The sequence below is a fragment of the Streptomyces sp. DSM 41931 genome, assembly GCF_050271085.1.
GTDB classification, from domain to species: domain Bacteria; phylum Actinomycetota; class Actinomycetes; order Streptomycetales; family Streptomycetaceae; genus Streptomyces; species Streptomyces albogriseolus.
The window spans coordinates 966710-983309 of the sequence record NZ_CP189902.1 but is presented as its reverse complement, the minus strand read 5'-3'; the positions used below and the strand labels follow the sequence as shown (position 1 = coordinate 983309).

At 75.2% G+C, this 16600-nt stretch carries 13 protein-coding genes; 6 read left to right on the top strand and 7 right to left on the bottom strand.

Annotated features, from left to right (window positions below; translation table 11 throughout):
- The first annotated feature begins 7 nt into the window (after nucleotides 1-7).
- Together ACP7TJ_RS04715 and ACP7TJ_RS04710 are read left to right on the top strand one after the other, a co-directional pair.
- Nucleotides 8-400, top strand: coding sequence for an ankyrin repeat domain-containing protein (locus ACP7TJ_RS04715; protein WP_093768222.1), 393 nt, complete (start codon nucleotides 8-10; stop codon nucleotides 398-400).
- 300 nt (nucleotides 401-700) lie between these two features.
- Complete coding sequence (locus tag ACP7TJ_RS04710; protein WP_427762239.1) at nucleotides 701-2119, top strand: HEAT repeat domain-containing protein; 1419 nt, start codon at nucleotides 701-703, stop codon at nucleotides 2117-2119.
- Nucleotides 2120-2253: 134 nt separating this feature from the next.
- On the opposite strand, the gene ACP7TJ_RS04705 is transcribed toward ACP7TJ_RS04710, so the two are convergent.
- Genes ACP7TJ_RS04705 through ACP7TJ_RS04685 form a run of 5 tightly spaced genes read right to left on the bottom strand, consistent with a single transcriptional unit; the run spans nucleotide 2254 to nucleotide 6726 of the window.
- Nucleotides 2254-3132 (bottom strand): biotin-dependent carboxyltransferase family protein, encoded by an 879-nt coding sequence (locus ACP7TJ_RS04705; protein ID WP_167743972.1) that lies wholly within the window; start codon nucleotides 3130-3132, stop codon nucleotides 2254-2256.
- Nucleotides 3129-3758 (bottom strand): 5-oxoprolinase subunit PxpB, encoded by a 630-nt coding sequence (gene pxpB, locus ACP7TJ_RS04700; RefSeq protein WP_093768219.1) that lies wholly within the window; start codon nucleotides 3756-3758, stop codon nucleotides 3129-3131. The genes ACP7TJ_RS04705 and pxpB overlap by 4 nt, the downstream gene beginning before the upstream one ends.
- Entirely contained in the window at nucleotides 3755-4513 is a 759-nt protein-coding gene (locus ACP7TJ_RS04695) for a LamB/YcsF family protein (RefSeq protein ID WP_427762236.1), read from the bottom strand. The genes pxpB and ACP7TJ_RS04695 overlap by 4 nt, the downstream gene beginning before the upstream one ends.
- Before the next feature lie 45 nt (nucleotides 4514-4558).
- On the bottom strand, nucleotides 4559-5404 hold the full coding sequence (locus tag ACP7TJ_RS04690) for a putative hydro-lyase (RefSeq protein WP_176710885.1): 846 nt from the start codon (nucleotides 5402-5404) through the stop codon (nucleotides 4559-4561).
- The gene (locus tag ACP7TJ_RS04685; protein ID WP_425823444.1) at nucleotides 5401-6726 is read right to left on the bottom strand and encodes an MFS transporter; all 1326 of its coding nucleotides are present in this window, start codon (nucleotides 6724-6726) and stop codon (nucleotides 5401-5403) included. The genes ACP7TJ_RS04690 and ACP7TJ_RS04685 overlap by 4 nt, the downstream gene beginning before the upstream one ends.
- A 134-nt stretch (nucleotides 6727-6860) precedes the next feature.
- Between ACP7TJ_RS04685 and ACP7TJ_RS04680 the strand changes: the two genes are divergently transcribed.
- The 4 genes from ACP7TJ_RS04680 (at nucleotide 6861) to ACP7TJ_RS04665 (ending at nucleotide 14809) form a co-directional block, all read left to right on the top strand.
- Nucleotides 6861-7556 (top strand): GntR family transcriptional regulator, encoded by a 696-nt coding sequence (locus ACP7TJ_RS04680; RefSeq protein ID WP_093768216.1) that lies wholly within the window; start codon nucleotides 6861-6863, stop codon nucleotides 7554-7556.
- A gap of 103 nt (nucleotides 7557-7659) precedes the next feature.
- Nucleotides 7660-9186: a hypothetical protein gene (locus ACP7TJ_RS04675; RefSeq protein WP_093768215.1), complete on the top strand. Its 1527-nt coding sequence runs from the start codon at nucleotides 7660-7662 to the stop codon at nucleotides 9184-9186.
- 82 nt (nucleotides 9187-9268) lie between these two features.
- Nucleotides 9269-10150, top strand: coding sequence for a hypothetical protein (locus tag ACP7TJ_RS04670; protein WP_093768214.1), 882 nt, complete (start codon nucleotides 9269-9271; stop codon nucleotides 10148-10150).
- Nucleotides 10151-10183: 33 nt separating this feature from the next.
- Nucleotides 10184-14809 carry a hypothetical protein gene (locus tag ACP7TJ_RS04665; RefSeq protein ID WP_427762233.1) on the top strand — a complete coding sequence of 1542 codons (4626 nt, stop codon included), beginning with the start codon at nucleotides 10184-10186 and terminating at the stop codon, nucleotides 14807-14809.
- 45 nt (nucleotides 14810-14854) lie between these two features.
- Here the strand turns inward: ACP7TJ_RS04665 and ACP7TJ_RS04660 are convergent, their stop codons facing one another.
- Together ACP7TJ_RS04660 and ACP7TJ_RS04655 are read right to left on the bottom strand one after the other, a co-directional pair.
- The gene (locus tag ACP7TJ_RS04660) at nucleotides 14855-15649 is read right to left on the bottom strand and encodes an IclR family transcriptional regulator (RefSeq protein WP_380876302.1); all 795 of its coding nucleotides are present in this window, start codon (nucleotides 15647-15649) and stop codon (nucleotides 14855-14857) included.
- Nucleotides 15650-15755: 106 nt separating this feature from the next.
- A complete protein-coding gene (locus ACP7TJ_RS04655) occupies nucleotides 15756-16301 on the bottom strand; it encodes a hypothetical protein (protein WP_193459228.1) in 546 nt (181 codons plus the stop codon).
- Nucleotides 16302-16600: the final 299 nt, after the last annotated feature.

The window sequence follows — 16600 nt, the reverse complement described above, 5'->3', positions numbered from 1 at the left end:
TCCGGCGATGAGTGAAGCCCCCGACCCCGAGGTCGTGGAGCTCGCGACCAAGATCTTCGACCTGGCCCGGCGCGGCCGCACCGAGGACCTTGTGGCCTACGTCGACGCGGGCGTCCCCGCGGACCTCACCAACGACCGCGGCGACTCCCTCGTGATGCTTGCCGCCTACCACGGCCACGCCGAGGCGGTGCGCGCCCTGCTGGCCCGCGGCGCCGACGCCGACCGCGTCAACGACCGCGGTCAGACGCCACTCGCGGGAGCGGTCTTCAAGGGCGAGACCGGCGTCGTCAAGGCCCTCCTCGAGGGCGGCGCCGACCCCTCCGCGGGCACCCCGTCGGCCGTCGACACGGCCCGGATGTTCGCCCGCACGGAGCTGCTCGAGCTGTTCGGCAAGAGCTGAGCGAGTCCGCTCCGACCAGCGACGACACGGAAAACGGGGGAGGCGGTACAGGGCCGCCGAAATACGGTCGCGGTAGATGTGACCGCCGGGTCATCATGACGACGTGATTCACGGACGCGACGGCTGGGCAGGTGTTGCCGCACCGCGCGGGCCGTGACGCGGTCCGCATGGGCCACCGACGAGAGGCAGAGAGAGATGGTCTACAACAAGCAGGAAACGGCGGGCGCCCCGACGTGTTGTCACGCGGCCAGGTAATCCACACTCCCGGTTGCGTCGACGCTTGATGTGAGGCTGTTTCCCATGTTCGATCCGGTCATAGCGCCCAGCGGTACGCTGCTCGGCCTGCTCCAGCGGGGCCGCGGCGACGGCACACTGCACGCGCTCACCGCCCCGCGCTCCGAGGCGCTCGCGGCGCTGAACCACTGTGTGCTGCGCGACCCGCGCCACGACTGGCAGGTGGAGAACCGCTCCCTCTACTACGCCCGCCTCTACCTCGACCTGCACGGCGGACTCGAGGCCGTCGAGGCGCACCTCTTCGATCCCGAGGACGTCCTCGACACCGACGAGTCACGCACCGGGCTCGCCCTCGCCGTCCTGGGGCACCTCGCCTCCTACGGACGGCAGGACGCCCTGCATCTGTTGCGCAGGTACGCCGCCCAGGGCACCAACTGGGCCTGGGCCCTCGACGAGCTCGCCCTGCGCGACGACGACGCCGGGCTGCGCTCCCTCGCCGCCCCGGTGCTCGCACGCTTCTCCACCGACGCCGAGGGCGAGGCCGAACTGGCCGCGACCGTCCGCGACGCCTTCGAACCACGTCCCTGGCGCTTGTGGGCCGACGACCCGCGCCCGGCCGTCGCCACGCGCGTACGGGCCGCCCAGGAGGCCGGCTCCTTCGACCGCTGGCAACGGCAGATGCGCCCCGCCGGGCCACGCCCCGGCTGGAGCGTCCAGGCCGTGTTCGACTGGGCCCAGCAGGGTATGGACCGCGGCGCCGCCCTTCATGTGCCGGCCGCCCGCTGCCTCTCCGCCGTGGCGGGGCCCGAGGACCGCCCGGAGATCCTCCGGGCCGCCCGGGACGGCTCCGACGGAGCCCGTTGTACGGCCCTGCGCCATCTCGCCGACACCGCCGATCCCGACGCCCTCGACCTGATCGAGGCCGCGGCGACCGACGGCTCGACGGCCGTCGTGGACGCCGCCGTCGACGCCTTCGAACGCATGCGCAGTGTGGCCGCCGTCGACCGGGCGCGCGGCTGGGCCCGCCGGCCCGACGCGCTCGGCGAGGCCGCCGCCCGTGTCCTCGCCTGCCGGGGCGGCACGCGCGACCGCGACCTGGTCCTCGCCGCACTCCGCGAGGCCGTACGGGGCGAAGGCCCCGACGCGACCACCCTGTGGACCCTCGTCGACGGCGCCGGCCGCCTCGGCATCGTCTGCGCCGCACCCGTACTGCGGCACATCTACCGCGAGACCGCCTCCTCCCACCTCCGCGGCCGCGCCGCCCGCGCCCTCGCCGCCACCGACCCGTCCTTCCCCGCCGGCTTCGCCGTCGAATGCCTGTGGGACTGCGAGGAGACCACCCGCGAGATCGCGGCCCGCCACGCCGAGACGGGTGACGCCCGCGTCGTGGACCGCCTCCGCCGCCTCGCCGCCGACCCGGCGGAGGAGGCCGAGGTCCAGACAGCGGTCCGCGGCAGGATCGGCCCCGAGGGCACGGCCGTGTGATCCGCTCCTCGAACGCCGGGGGGCTGTCCGTAGCCCGTCCGGCGTTTGAGGACGAGGCCCGCCAGGGCCGACAAGGGGGTCCGGGGCGCAGCCCCAGGGACGGGAAGGGAAGGGGCGGCGGGGGCGAGGAAACCTCAGAAACCCCCACGCCCCCGCACCGCGACGAACCGCACCGGCGTCCCCGGCCGAGCCTGCGCCGCCGCAGGCACATCCGCCGCGTGCACCACGCCGATCACCGGATAGCCGCCGGTCGTCGGATGATCGGCGAGAAAGATCACCGGCGTTCCCGCCGGCGGCACCTGCACCGCCCCCAGCACCATCCCCTCACTGGGCAGCTCCTCCTCCCGCGCCCGCTCCAGCACCGGCCCCGTCGTCCGCAGCCCGATGCGGTTGCTCGCCGGCGAGACGAAGAACGTGCCGGTCACGAAGCGCCGTACCGCCTCCGCCGTGAACCAGTCGTCACGCGGCCCGAGCGTCACCCGCAGAACGAGTTCGGCGGGCGGCGCCGCCTGCGGGGCCACGTCCACGCGCGCGTGGAGACCCGTTCGCGCGCCGAGCGGCAGCACCGCCCCGTCCGTCAGCGGCGCCGGGCCGAGCCCGGACAGCAGGTCGGTGGACCGGCTCCCCAGCACCGGCTCCACGGCCACCCCGCCGGACACGCCGACGTAGGCGCGTACCCCCAGAACCGCGGGACCGACGTCCAGCACGGCCCCGGCCCGCACCCGTACCGGCGCGCCCCAGGCGGCAGGCCGTCCGTCCACCGTCACCCGGCAGGGCGCCCCGGTGACCGCGACCGTGACGGTCGAACGGGGTCGCAGGGAGCAGCCGTCGAGGGTGGTCTCCAGGACGGCCGCGTCCGGGCCGTTGCCCACCAGCCGGTTGGCGAGCGCGGCGGCCGGGCCGTCCAGTGCGCCGGAGCGGGGGACGCCGAGGTGGGCGTGGCCGGGGCGGCCGCGGTCCTGAACGGTCGTCAGGGCCCCCGCCCGCACGACGGAGAGCGCGCGGTCCGTCATGTCGCCGGTCCCGTCGGGGCCACCGGGACGAACCGCACGCGCGTGCCGGGGGAGAGCAGCGCCGCGGGCTCCCGGGTGGGGTCCCACAGCACGACGTCCGTGGTGCCGATGAGCTGCCAGCCGCCGGGGGAGGGGCGCGGGTAGACGCCCGTGTACGGCCCGGCGAGAGCCACCGAGCCCGCCGGGACGGACGTCCGCGGGGTGGAGCGGCGGGGCGACTCGTAGCGGGCGGGGAGGCCGGTGAGGTAGCCGAAGCCGGGGGCGAAGCCGCAGAAGGCCACGCGGAACTCGGCGTCCGCGTGGATCCGTGCCACCTCCGCCTCCGGGACGCCCCAGTGCGCCGCCACGTCGGCCAGGTCCGGACCGTCGTACCGCACCGGGATCTCGACCGTCCCGGCCGTGCGCGGCGGCACGGGCGGCACCGGCCGTGAGGTCAGTTCGGCGGCCAGGCGCGCGGGATCGGACAGGCCGTCGAGCAGCACCGTGCGCGCGGCCGGGACGATCTCACGGACCGTCAGCGACCCCTCCGCGCGGCGGCGCAGCAGGTCCGCGAGGAGCGCCTGCGCCTCCTCGCCCGAGGCCACCTCGACGAGCAGCGCGTCCGTGCCGACGGGCAGCGCCTTCATGCGAACGCCTCCACGCGGACCCCGGACGCCTCCAGGGCGTCCCGCACCTGTCGCGCCAGGTCCACGGCGCCCGGTGTGTCGCCGTGCAGGCACAGGGAGCGGGCCTTCATCCCGATGCGCCGCCCCGAGAGCGTCACGACCTCGCCGCTGCGGGCCAGGTCCACCGAACGCCGCAGGACGGCCCCCGGGTCGGTGACCAGGGCGCCCTCCTGACCGCGCGCCACCAGCGTGCCCTCGTCGGTGTACGCGCGGTCCGCGAACGCCTCCTCGACGGCCGGGAGCCCGGCCTTCGCGGCCAGCTCCAGCAGCCGTGAGCCGGGCAGCCCGAGCACGGGCAGTGTGGGGTCGGCGAGGACGACCCCGTCGACCACCGCGCGCGCCTGCTCCTCGTCGCGCACCACCCGGTTGTAGAGCGCCCCGTGCGGCTTGACGTACGCGACGCGGGTCCCCGCCGCGCGGGCGAACACCTCGAGGGCGCCGATCTGGTAGGCCACCTCGGCCGTCAGCTCGGCGGGCGGCACGTCCATCGCCCGCCGGCCGAACCCCGCCAGGTCCCGGTAGGACACCTGGGCGCCGATCCGCACCCCGCGTTCGGCGGCGAGTTCGCACACCCGGCGCATGGTGGGTGCGTCCCCCGCGTGGAACCCGCAGGCCACATTGGCGCTGGTCACCACCGACAGCAGCCGCTCGTCGTCGGTGAGCCGCCAGTGGCCGAAGCCCTCGCCGAGGTCGGCGTTCAGATCGATCGAGGTCATGAATCCTTCGCTTCTTCTCGTGGTGCGGTGTCGTGCGCGGGGAGGTCAGACCACACGGAACTGCTCGTCCCGGGCGTCGCCGATGAACATCCGGCCCGGCGCGTGGGTGAGGGCGAACGGCGGCCGGGACGCCATGACCGCCGCCTGCGGGGTGACCCCGCAGGCCCAGAACACCGGGATGTCGTCCGGTGCGAGCTCCACCCGGTCGCCGAAGTCGGGACGGTCCAGGTCGTCGACGCCGAGCACGGACGGGTCGCCGCAGTGCACCGGGGCGCCGTGCACGGCCGGCATCAGACCGCTCTCCCGGATGGCGGCGTCGAGGTGCTCCGGCGGCACCGGACGCATCGACACCACCATCGGGCCGCTCAGCCGCCCCGCCGGCCGGCACTGCCAGGTCGTCCGGTACATCGGGACGTTCCGGCCCTGCTCGACGTGGCGCAGCGGCACCCCCGCCGCCGCGAGCGCCCACTCGAAGGTGAAGCTGCAGCCGATGAGGAACGACACCAGATCGTCCCGCCAGTACGCCCGTACGTCCGTCGGCTCGTCCACCAGCTCGCCGTCCTCCCACACCCGGTAGCGCGGCAGATCGGTGCGCAGGTCGGCGCCGGAGGCGAGCACGGTGGTGGTGGAACCGGCGTCGGTGACGTCGAGGAGGGGACACGCGCGCGGGTTGCGCTGACAGAACAGCAGCATGTCGTACGCCCAGTCGGCGGGCACGGAGACCAGGTTGGCCTGGGCGTACCCGGCGGCCACGCCGGCCGTGGGGACCGCCAGGCCCTCCCGGAAGCGGGCGCGGGCCGTCCGCGGGCTCCACGCGCGCGTGGTGTCGTCGGCGAGGACCACGGGGCGGTCGTCCACGGCGGTGCGGGCGCCGTCGTCGGAGGGGGTCACTCCAGCTCCTTCCCGCGCGTCTCAGGCAGCCCGAGCAGCGCCAGCGCGGCCAGGCCGTACCCGATCGCGCCGAAGACCAGGGCGCCGCCCACGCCCCAGCTGTCGGCGAGGAAGCCGACAGTGGTGGGGAAGACGGCGCCGACGGCGCGGCCGGTGTTGTAGGTGAAGCCCTGTCCGGTGCCGCGCACGGCCGTCGGGTACAGCTCGCTCAGGTAGGAGCCGAAGCCGCTGAAGATGGCCGACATGCAGAATCCGAGCGGGAAGCCGAGCACCAGGACCAGGGTGTTCGCGCCGCTGGGGATGTTCGTGTACGCGACGATGCACACCGCCGACAGCAGGGCGAACAGCCAGATGTTGCGCCGGCGGCCCAGCAGGTCGGTGAGGTAACCGCCCGTCAGATAGCCGATGAACGCGCCCGAGATGAGGAACGTGAGATAGCCGCCGGTGCCCACGACCGACAGGTCGCGCTCGGTCTTGAGGTACGTCGGTACCCAGGTGGCGAGGGTGTAGTAGCCGCCCTGGACGCCGGTGGAGAGCAGGACCGCGAACAGGGTGGTGCGCAGCAGCCCGGGGGAGCCCTCACGGGCCGGCCGGAAGATCGCCGCGAACGATCCCTTGCCCGGGCTCTTCTCCCGCGCGGCGGCCGCCTCCGGCGCGTCCTGCACGCTGCGCCGCACCCAGACCACGAGCAGCGCGGGCAGCGCACCGGTCCAGAACAGCACGCGCCAGGCCAGGTCGCCGTCGACCAGCGAGAAGACCGCCGTGTAGACGATCACGGCCAGGGCCCAGCCCACGGCCCAGGAGCTCTGCACCGCCCCGAGGGTGCGTCCGCGGTGGCGGGCGCCGGCGTACTCGGCGACCAGGATCGCGCCGACCGCCCACTCGCCGCCGAAGCCGAGGCCCTGCAGGGCGCGGAACACCAGCAGCGTCTCGTAGTTGGGGGCGAAGCCGCAGGCCACGGTGAACACCGCGTAGGTGATCACGGTCAGCAGCAGCGCCTTGACCCGGCCGACGCGGTCCGCGAGGACGCCTGCCAGGGCGCCGCCCACCGCCGAGACGACCAGGGTCACGGTGGTCAGCAGTCCGGTCTGACCGCTGTTCAGACCGAAGTACGCGGACAGCGCCACCATCGTTAGCGGCAGCGTGAAGTAGTCGTACGAATCCAGGGCATACCCGCCGAAAGCGCCGCCGAAGGCGCGCCTGCCGCGCGGGCCGAGCGCGCGCAGCCAGCCGAACGCCCCGTCCTCGATGAAGGGGGGCTCGGGCTTGACGGAGCGTGGGGGACCGGTCAGGGCGCTCGACGGAGGAGGGGTCGTGCTCATGGGCACCTCGCAGAAGGGGACGGGGGTGCAAGGAAGGAGTGAGCCGTGCCAGTGCCTCAGCAAGGTAGAGGATCGTTGAACGATCCTTCAATACCCATGTTGTCTCATCCTTCGGTGTGCGCTTGAATTTCGGCATGGCAGAGCGGATGAGCGGACTGGCCGACGACCGTGCCCTGTTGGGCAGGACCAGCACCGCCGAGCGTGTCGCGGACATCCTCAGGAGCCGCATCGCCGAGGGTTTCTTCCCACCCGGCACCCGGCTCTCGGAGGACAGCATCGGCGGCGCCCTCGGGGTCTCCCGCAACACGCTGCGCGAGGCGTTCCGGCTGCTCACGCACGAACGGCTGCTCGTCCACGAGCTCAACCGGGGCGTGTTCGTGCGGGTGCTGACCGTCGAGGACGTCGAGGACATCTACCGCACCCGCCGGCTCGTCGAGTGCGCCGTCGTACGGGGACTCGGTGAGCCGCCCTACGCCCTCGACGGACTCGCCCAGGCGGTCGCGGAGGGGCGGCGGGCGGCCCGCGAAGGTGACTGGAAAGCGGTGGGCACGGCCAACATCCACTTCCACCAGGAACTGGTCGCCCTCGCCTCCGGCGAGCGCACCGCCGAGCTGATGCGCAGCGTCTTCGCCGAACTCCGGCTCGCCTTCCACGCGGTGGACGAGCCGCAGCGGCTGCACGAACCGTACATCGCGCGAAATGTCGAGATTCTCCAGGCTCTTGAGGCGGGCGAGCGGGACACGGCCGAACGCCTGCTCGCCGCCTACCTCGACGTGTCGCTGGAACGGGTGGGGGAGGTCTACCGACGCAAGGTGGGGGGCGGGGACTAGGACCGTACGGAAACGGTCCTCCCGGACGGTCCGCAGGTCACGGCGCCGGGGTGCAACTGCCTCGTTTGGGCCGTTGTCGGACCGAGGACCTAGTCTGTGCACCGTGACTTCGCCTGCATCGACGGACAGCGTTCCGCCCCAGCTCAGCGCGGGGCCGCGCCCCGCGCCGGGCCCGGCCGCCGACGAGGGACTGGCGCGGCGGCTGCGCGCGCTCGCGTGCACCGCGCCGCTGCACGACCTGGACACCCGCAAGGCCAATCTCGCGGGCGAGTACTCGGTGTACGGCATGGCGGAGATCGCGCTCGCCGCCATCGACCTGGTCACGCTGAACATGGACTTCGACACCGGCGCCGACCACGACCAGATCGTCGCCCGGCTCGTCCCCCGCGTCGCCGCCCAGGCCCCGGACCGCCCCGCCGCCGAGCACGAGCGCGTGGCCCGCTGGGTCCTGGAGAACCTGATCAACGTCGGCAGCGTCGACCGCGGCTTCCGCGCGGTGTACGGCGTCTTCGGCCCGGACGGCACGTACGTCCGCCGGGACTACGACTTCAAGCTGATCGAGGAGGTGCCGGGCCCCGGCGGCACGGTGTACCTGCGCACCACCGACGAGGCGGTCAACGTCCTGGTCGGCGCCCTCGACACCGACGTCACCAGCGCCCAGATCGCCGCCGAGGTCAAACTCGAGGTGCTGATCAGCCGGGGCAGGCTCGCCGACGCCCAGCTCGCCGCCGAGCAGGCCCGCTACCGCACGGTGCAGTACTCCGAGACCCTGCGCCGCGCCCTGGAGGCCACCCGGCGCAACGTCCGCGCGGTGGACTGGCTCAGCGCCGTGCCCGACATGATCGCCGAGGCGCTCGACCACGTCGCCGACCGCTACCGCCACGAGAACGCGATCCTCACCAACATCCGCAAGGCCCGCGACGAGTCCGAGGACCCCGAGCACAAGCGCCGCGCCGCCGAGCTGGTGGACATCGTCAAGGACTGCATCCGGCGCCACACCCAGCTGCAGTCCCGGCTCCTGGAGGCCGGTCCGCTGTTCCGCGCCGAGCAGGACCGGCAGGCCTTCGCCACGCCCGCCGCGGCCGCCGGCACCGACCTCTACGGCCAGCTCCTCGCGCCGCTGCTGCCGCTCCCCGTGGAGCAGGCGTCCCGGGTCACCGACGCGTTCTTCGCCCACGGCACCGGGCTGCGCACGCCCGTGTCCGTCCGGGTCGCCGACCTCGTCGAGATCCTGCTCACCCCGCCCGTGGAGCGGGAGCACCTCGGCGCGGAGATGCCCGAGCCGGACCTCATCGCCACGCCCGACGACAGCCGCTTCAGCGAAGAGCAGCTCGCGGCCGCCACCGAGCTGCTCGACCTCCCGGCCGACGCGCCCCGCCGGCTGTCCGGGCTGCTCGCCGACGCCCGCCGCAAGGACCCCGAGCTGCCCTACCTGGTCGCCCTGCTGGCCGTCCACGCCGCCAGCCCCCCGGTCGGCACGGCCTACCGCCAGGGCGAACGGAAGCTGCTGTTCGCCGTGGACGACGGCACCGAGCTCGACGACCCCGAGTTCGGCGGCGCCGACCTCATCGTGGGCACGGCCCTGCTGGACGCGGCGGGCATGGCCGCGGACCGTACGGAGGCGGCATGACCGCGACACCGGCACCCCGCATGCGCGCCCCTCACGGCCACATCCCCCGCACCGACATCCCCCGCACCGAGGAGTCCCGACCGTGACCGAGCACGCCGACCGGAGCGAGCCGGAGCCCGCGGCGACGCCGGCGAGCACCGCCGTCACGCCCGCCGACGCCGCCGACGCGGCCCGGCTCGTCGCCTTCGGCCTCCAGCCCAAGCTGCAGCCCGCCCGCGACCAGGAGTACGCGGACCTGCTGCGCCGCTACCGCGAGGACCCGCCGTTCGCGCGGCTCGCCGACGCCGTCGCCACCGGCCTCGGACTCGTCGTGCTGGAGGTGTCCCCGCGCGCCGGCATGGCCGTCACCGCCGCCGAGGACTCCGTGTTCGCCGTCCGCATGGGCGACTACGCGCGCCGCGCCTCCGCCGACGGCGGCGACCGCTTCCTGCACGGCCTCGCCCACCTCGCCGTCGCCGCCATGGCCTTCCCCCGCCCCGAGGACCTCGCCGACGACGGCTACATCGGACGCGTCACGGTCAACGGCGTCGACGCCTTCGTCCGCCAGGCCTGCCACCGGCTGGAGGAGCGGGCCGCCGAGCAGGGCGAGAACACCGACCCGGCCACCGGCGCCCCCGGACTGGAGGCCGCCTGGCGGATCTGGTCCCGGCGCAGCGCCACCGGCGCCACCAAGGACGCCCGCCGTCTGGCCGGTTCCACCACCGGCATCGTCGCGAAGGCCGTCTCCTTCCTCACCGACTCCGGCTTCCTCCAGCGCACCGGCGACGACAACGGCGGCACCTACCGCACCACCGCCCGCTACCAGCTCCAGGTCCGCGACATGGCGGGCAGCGCGGCCATGGCCGAACTGCTCGACCTCGGCGTCGTCCCCGTCACCGACGGCACCCCCACCCTGCTGCCGCCCGAGGACGGCGACGCCCTGGACCTGGTCGCCGACGCCGGCCTGCCCTTCCACTCCGCCTGACCCCCACCCCACGAAGCCTCACGAGAGTCCGCCATGTACGAGCTGTCCCGGGTCCGCCTCTACTCCATCGGACCGGCGGGCGCACGCTACGCCGACACCGTGCTCGACCTGCGCGGCGTCGGCGCCACCGTGCCGAACCCGGCGCCGACGCAGGCGGAGTTCTTCGCGGACGAGCCCGTCGGCCCGCCCCGCCGCCCCGCGCCCGCCGGGGTGCTCTTCCTGGAGAATGGCGGGGGCAAGTCCGTCCTGCTGAAGCTGATCTTCTCCGTGATGCTCCCGGGCCACCGCAACACCCTCGGCGGGGCCAGCTCCGGTGTGCTGCGCAAGTTCCTGCTCGCCGACGACTGCGGCCATGTGGCGCTCGAATGGCAGCATGTGCAGACCGGCGAGTGCGTCGTCGTCGGCAAGGTCAGCGAGTGGCGAGGCCGTCAGGTCTCCAACGACCCGCGGAAGTTCGCCGAGGCCTGGTACTCCTTCCGCCCGGGACCCGGCCTCAGCCTGGACAACCTGCCCGTCGCCGAGGCCACGTCCGTGCGCCCGCCCGCCGAGGGGCAGTCCGGCGCGCGCGGCCGGCGCCGCACCATGAAGGGCTTCCGCGACGCCCTGACCGAGGCGGGCAGGACCTACCCGCACCTGGAGGTGCACTGGGAGGAGATCCACGAGCGCTGGACCGAGCACCTCGGCGACCTCGGGCTCGACCCCGAACTTTTCCGCTACCAGCGGGAGATGAACGCCGACGAGGGCGAGGCGGCCGGCCTCTTCGCGGTGAAGAAGGACTCCGACTTCACCGACCTGCTGCTGCGCGCCGTCACCGACACCCGTGACACCGACGGACTCGCCGACCTCGTCAGCGGCTTCGGCAACAAGCTGGGCCGGCGTGCCGAACTCATCGCCGAACGCGACTTCACCGCCGGGTCGGCGGACCTGCTCGGCCGGATCGTCGAGGCCGCCGACGCCCGCACCCGCGCCCGGGAGATCCACGCCTCCGCGGAACGCCGCACCCGCACCCTCGCCCGCCGGCTCTCCGCGCGCGGCGCCTTGGAGCGCGAGCGCGCCGCCGACCTCGCCCACCGCGTCACCGCCGCCGCCCACGCCGTCACCCGGGCCGAGACCGCCCGCGCGCACAGCGCGTCCATCGCCGCCGAACTCGCCTACCGGCACGCCTCGCTGGCGCTCGCCGCCGCCGAGAAGTCCGCCGCCGCCCAGAAGCGCGAACTGGCCGACGCCCGCACCCTGTACTCCGCCTGGCAGGCCGCCGAGTCCGTGCTGCGGCACCGCGCCGCCGCCGACCGGGTGGCCCGGGTGTCCGCCGCGATCCAGGAGGCCGAGCGGGACGCCGCCCCGGCCCTCGCCGCACGCGCCAAGGCCGCCGTCGACCTGGTCCGCGCCCTGCACGCCGCGGCACGGAACGCGGAGGACCTCGCCAACGAGGAGGAGGAGCGGTCCGCCGCCCTTCAGGAGGCAGGCGACGGCGCCTACCGCGACTCCACCGCCGCCGCCACCGAGGCGCAGCGCGCCCGCAGCGAGATCGGCCACCTGCGCCAGCGGCTCGCCGAGGTCGAGCAGGAGACCGCCGAGGCCGTCCGGGCCGGCTGGCTCGACGACAGCGCCCCCGACGCCGACCCGGCCCGCGCCGCCCTCGCGGCCAGCGACGCCGAGAAGACCGCCGTCGCCGCCTGGGACACCGCCCGCGAGACCGCCCGCCGGGCCACCGAGCACGCCCGTGAGGCGGCCGCCGCCGAGAGCCGCGCCGAGCTGACCGCCGCCCGCGCCGCCGACGCGGCCACGGCCGCCGAGCGCGCCCACGAGGGCGAGCGCCGTACCGCCGAGGGCCTCGCCGCCGAACAGCGGCTCGCGGAGCTGCTGAGCCTGCCCGGCGCCTCCGGCAAGCGCCGGACCGCCCTGCCCGGCCAGCGCACGGACTCCGGCGGCGCGGCCGACGGCCCCCGCGAGGGCGGGCTGAGCGCGGAGGAACTGGACCGGTTCGCCGACGAGTTGCGCGAGCTGCTGGACGACGCCGTGTCCTCCGCCGAGCGCCAGCTGTTCGAGCTGCGCACCGCCGCCGCGGACGACGCCCGCATCCTCGGCGCCCTCGGCGACGGCGGACTGCTGCCGCCCGGCCCGGACGTGCTGGCCACCGTCGAGTTCCTCGGTGAGCACGGCATCCCCGCCCTCCCCGGGTGGCGCTACCTCGCCCAGGCCGTCGACCCCGCCGACCACGCGCGCGTCCTGGCCGCCCGCCCCGAGCTGGTCGACGGCGTCGTCATCACCGACCCCGACTCCCATGTCCGCGCCCGCGAGGCGCTGAGCGACGCGGCCCTGCTGCCCCGGTCCGCCGTCGCCGTCGGCACGGCCGCCGCGCTGCTCGCGCCCACGCCCGCGTCCGGCTCCGGCGACGTGTTCCTCGTACCGCCGAACCCGGCCATGCACGACGAGCACGCCGCCGACGAGGAGCGGCAGGCGCTGCGCGCCCGCGCCGCCGAGCGGGACGAGGAGATCCGCGCCCTCGCCGCCCGGCTCGGCAAGGACCGCGAACTCGCCGCCCGGCTCGCCTCGTGGCGCACCGGCTGCCCGGCCGGACGCCTCGCCGAACTGGCCGCGACGGCCGAGCAGACACGGGCGTTCGCCGAGGAGACCGAGGCCGAGCTGGCCGAGGCGCGCGGCCTGCGGGCGGAGGCCGAGGAGGCGGCCGCCGAGGCGGTCCGGGTCCGCGACGAGCGGCAGGAGGCCGCCCAGAAGGCCCGGCGCGCCGCCGACGCCCTCGCCGGACTCGCCTTCCGGCTGCGGGAACGCGCCGGCTGGCAGGCCAAGCTGCGCGAACTGGCCGACGACGCCGCCGAGGCGGAGGCCCGCGCCCAGTCCTGTCTGGAGCGCGCCCGCGCCGCCGACGAGGACCGGCGCGCCGCCCAGCGCGCCGCCGACGACGCCCGGCGTACGGCCCGCACCCTGCGCGCCGAGCGCTCCGAGATCGCCGGCGCCCCCGACGACCTGCCCGAGGACGGCGACGGCGCCCCGCAGACGTCCCTGCCCGCCCTGCGGGAGGCCTACCGCGCCGCGTCCCAGCTGTACGAGAAGGTCGGCGTCGGCGCCGACCTGCGCGCCGAACAGGCCCGCGCGGAGAGCGACGAGAGCGCCGCCCGCGCCGAGCTGGACCGGCTCAGCAACAAGGTCCGCACCCGCGCCGAGCAGCTGCTCCAGTCGCCCGACGGATCCGACGGGCCCAGCCGGCAGGCCGCCGCCGCCCGCGCCGAGGAGCTGGTCCAGCTCCTGGAGACCCGTATGTCCGGCGCGAGCGAGCAGCTCGGCCGGCTCCGCGGCGAGGCCGAGCGCCTCGCCCCCGCGGACGGCGGGGCGCACACCGACCTCCCCGAGGAACTGGTCCCGCGTGACGCCGAGCACGCCCAGGCCCTCCTGCGCACGGCCACCGCCGAACTCGCCACCCGCGAGGAGGAGTTGCGTCAGGCCCAGGAGGCGCACGCCGAACTCCTCGCCGCCCACCGGTCCGCCGAGGACGCGGCAGGCGGCTTCGACGAGATCGCCGCCATGCTCCGCGACCTGCTGCGCGAGCACGCCGCCGAGGAGGAGCAGGAGCGGACCGAGCCGTATCCCGGCGACCTGGAGGACGCCCGGCGGTCCGCCGCCGAGGCGCGCCGCTCGCTGCGCGGCTGCGCCGCCGACCTCTCCGCCGCCGAGGCCGCCGTGCGCGAGGCGAGCGACGTGCTGGTGCGGCACGCCAACTCCACCCGCTACGAGCAGGTCCGCACGCCTGCCCGCCAGCAGATCCGCGAACTGCCCGCCTCCGCGCTGCCGGAGCACGCCAAGAAGTGGTCCGACGCCTTCGCCCCCCGGCTGCGGGTGCTCACGGACGAGCTGGAGCAACTGGAGCGCAACCGCGACTCGATCGTGGACCGGCTGCGGGGTCTGGTCGAGTCGGCCCTCGCCACCCTGCGCTCCGCCCAGCGGCTGTCCCGGCTGCCGGAGGGCCTGGGGGAGTGGTCAGGGCAGGAGTTCCTGCGCATCCGCTTCGAGGAGCCCGACCAGGCCACCCTCACCGAGCGCCTCGGCGAGGTCATCGACGAGGCCACCCGCGCGGCCGTCAGGAAGAACTCCGACCTGCGGCGCGACGGCATGTCCCTGCTGCTGCGCGGCGTCGCCGCCGCCCTGCGGCCCAAGGGCGTGGCGGTGGAGATCCTCAAGCCCGACGCGGTGCTGCGCGCCGAGCGGGTGCCGGTCGGGCAGATGGGCGACGTGTTCTCCGGCGGGCAGCTGCTCACCGCGGCCATCGCCCTGTACTGCACCATGGCCGCGCTGCGCTCCAACGACCGGGGCCGCGACAAGCACCGGCACGCCGGCACCCTGTTCCTCGACAACCCCATCGGCCGGGCCAACGCCACCTATCTGCTGGAGCTCCAGCGTGCGGTCGCCGACGCGCTCGGCGTCCAGCTGCTGTACACCACAGGCCTGTTCGACACCACGGCCCTGGCCGAGTTCCCCCTGGTCATCCGGCTCCGCAACGACGCCGACCTGCGGGCGGGCCTCAAGTACATCAGCGTGGAGGAGCACCTCCGCCCGGGCCTGCCCCAGCAGGACCCGGGCCAGGAGACGCACAGCGAGATCACGGCGACGCGGATGTTCAAGCGGCCGGCGGCGACGACCTGAGTGACGGCGCGGACCGCGTCCGCGCCCTGCCCGGAGGCCGCACCGTCAGGATCCGTACCCCATCCGACGCGACAGCTCGCCCGCCGCGGCCGCGGTCCGCGCGCCCACCCACGGCAGCCGCTCGGGGGTCATCCGGAACACCGGGCCCGAGACGCTGACCGCGGCGACCACCGCGCCGTCGTGCGCGCGGACCGGCGCCGCGACGGCGACGAGTCCGAGCTCCAGCTCCTCTCGCGTCGCCGCGTACCCCTGCTCCGGGACCCGCTCCAGCTCGGAGCGCAGCAGGGCGGCGTCCGTCACGGTGTGCTCGGTGAACCGGCGCAGCGGGCGGGACAGCTGCTCCTCGCGGCGCGCGGGCGTCATATGGGCCAGGAACACCTTGCCGCTGGACGTCGCGTGCAGCGCCGTGCGCCGGCCCAGCCAGTCCTGTGCCGTCACGGCGGCCGTGCCGCGCGCCTGCATGATGTTGACGGCCGCGTCCTCGTCCAGCACCGCCGTGTTGACCGTCTCGCCCACTTCGTCGGCGAGGTCGCGGCAGACCGGGACGGCCTCCTGCGAGACGTCCAGCCGCACGGCCGCCGCGCCCGCGAGCCGCAGCACACCGGCCCCCAGGTGGTACTTGCCCCGGTCGCCGGCCTGCGCGACCAGGCCGCGGTTCTCCAGGACGCCCAGCAGCCGGAAGGCGGTGGAGCGGTGCACGCCCAGCTCTTCGGCGATCTCCGTGACCCCGGCCTCGCCGCGCCGGGCGAGGATCTCCAGCACGCTCACCGCCCGGTCCACGGACTGCACGGCGCCGCTCGGGCCCTTCCGCCGCTCTCCGGGCCGCCCCGCACGGGTCATGGCCGGCCCCCGTCTCTCCGTACACCCGGTGCGCGCCGCCCGCCGGGCCGTCGCGCACCGCGCTCACCTGTGCGTCGTACGGAACGTCACCCTACCGAGGGGGTGCCTACGGGTGCGACAGCTGCCCGGTGCCGCCCCGCCGGCGTATGCGGGCCCGCTCGCGCTCGGCGGCCCGCTCCCGGCGGCGGGCCTGGCGCCGCTCGCGGCGCAGTGCCCTGGCCGTGCTGCTGGGCACGGACACCACGCCGTGCCGCTGGTTCCACACCTGGCGGGTCACCCACACGTCGAGCACCGCCCAGGTGGCCGCGATCGTGCTGACGACGCTGCTGACGACCACCGGGAAGGCGAGCCAGGACCCGGCCAGCGTGCACAGCACGGCCACCATGGCCTGGATCAGCGTCACCGCGATGACGAGCACCGCCCGCACCGCGGCCGTCCGCACCGGGTCGGGCAGCCTGCGCCGCTTGGCCGGCTCCTCCACCCACAGCGGCCGGTACGCCGTCCGGCCCTCGGCCGCATCCCGGGCCGGTCCGCCGTCCGCCCGCCGCCCGGCCGCGCCCGGCGCGTGCACCGCCGGCGCGGCCTCCTGCCGCGTCACCTCCCGGGTCGCCGTGCCGTCCCCGGACGTCTCACGCCGCTCCGCCGTGCCCATCACCCGTGTCACTCCCCACCGCCGCCAGCCCGCTGCTGCTGTCCGAAGACCCGGCTCCCCATTGGCTGCCCGGCTTGCGCTGTTTTACGCCGCCCAGGTGCGGGACACGGCTCCTGTGTCCGATTCCGCCCCCGTGTCCCGCAGGTAAGGACGTGCGGAGCGTCGTGAAGATTCCCGGTCGGGAAAGATTTCGGCCAACCCCCGTGTGAAAGCCGGGAGAAGGGGCTGGGGAACTCGTCCCGGATTCGGGGAGGCAATCTCCCGCAATGGCCGGACAACTCCGCCTGAACCGACCGCGT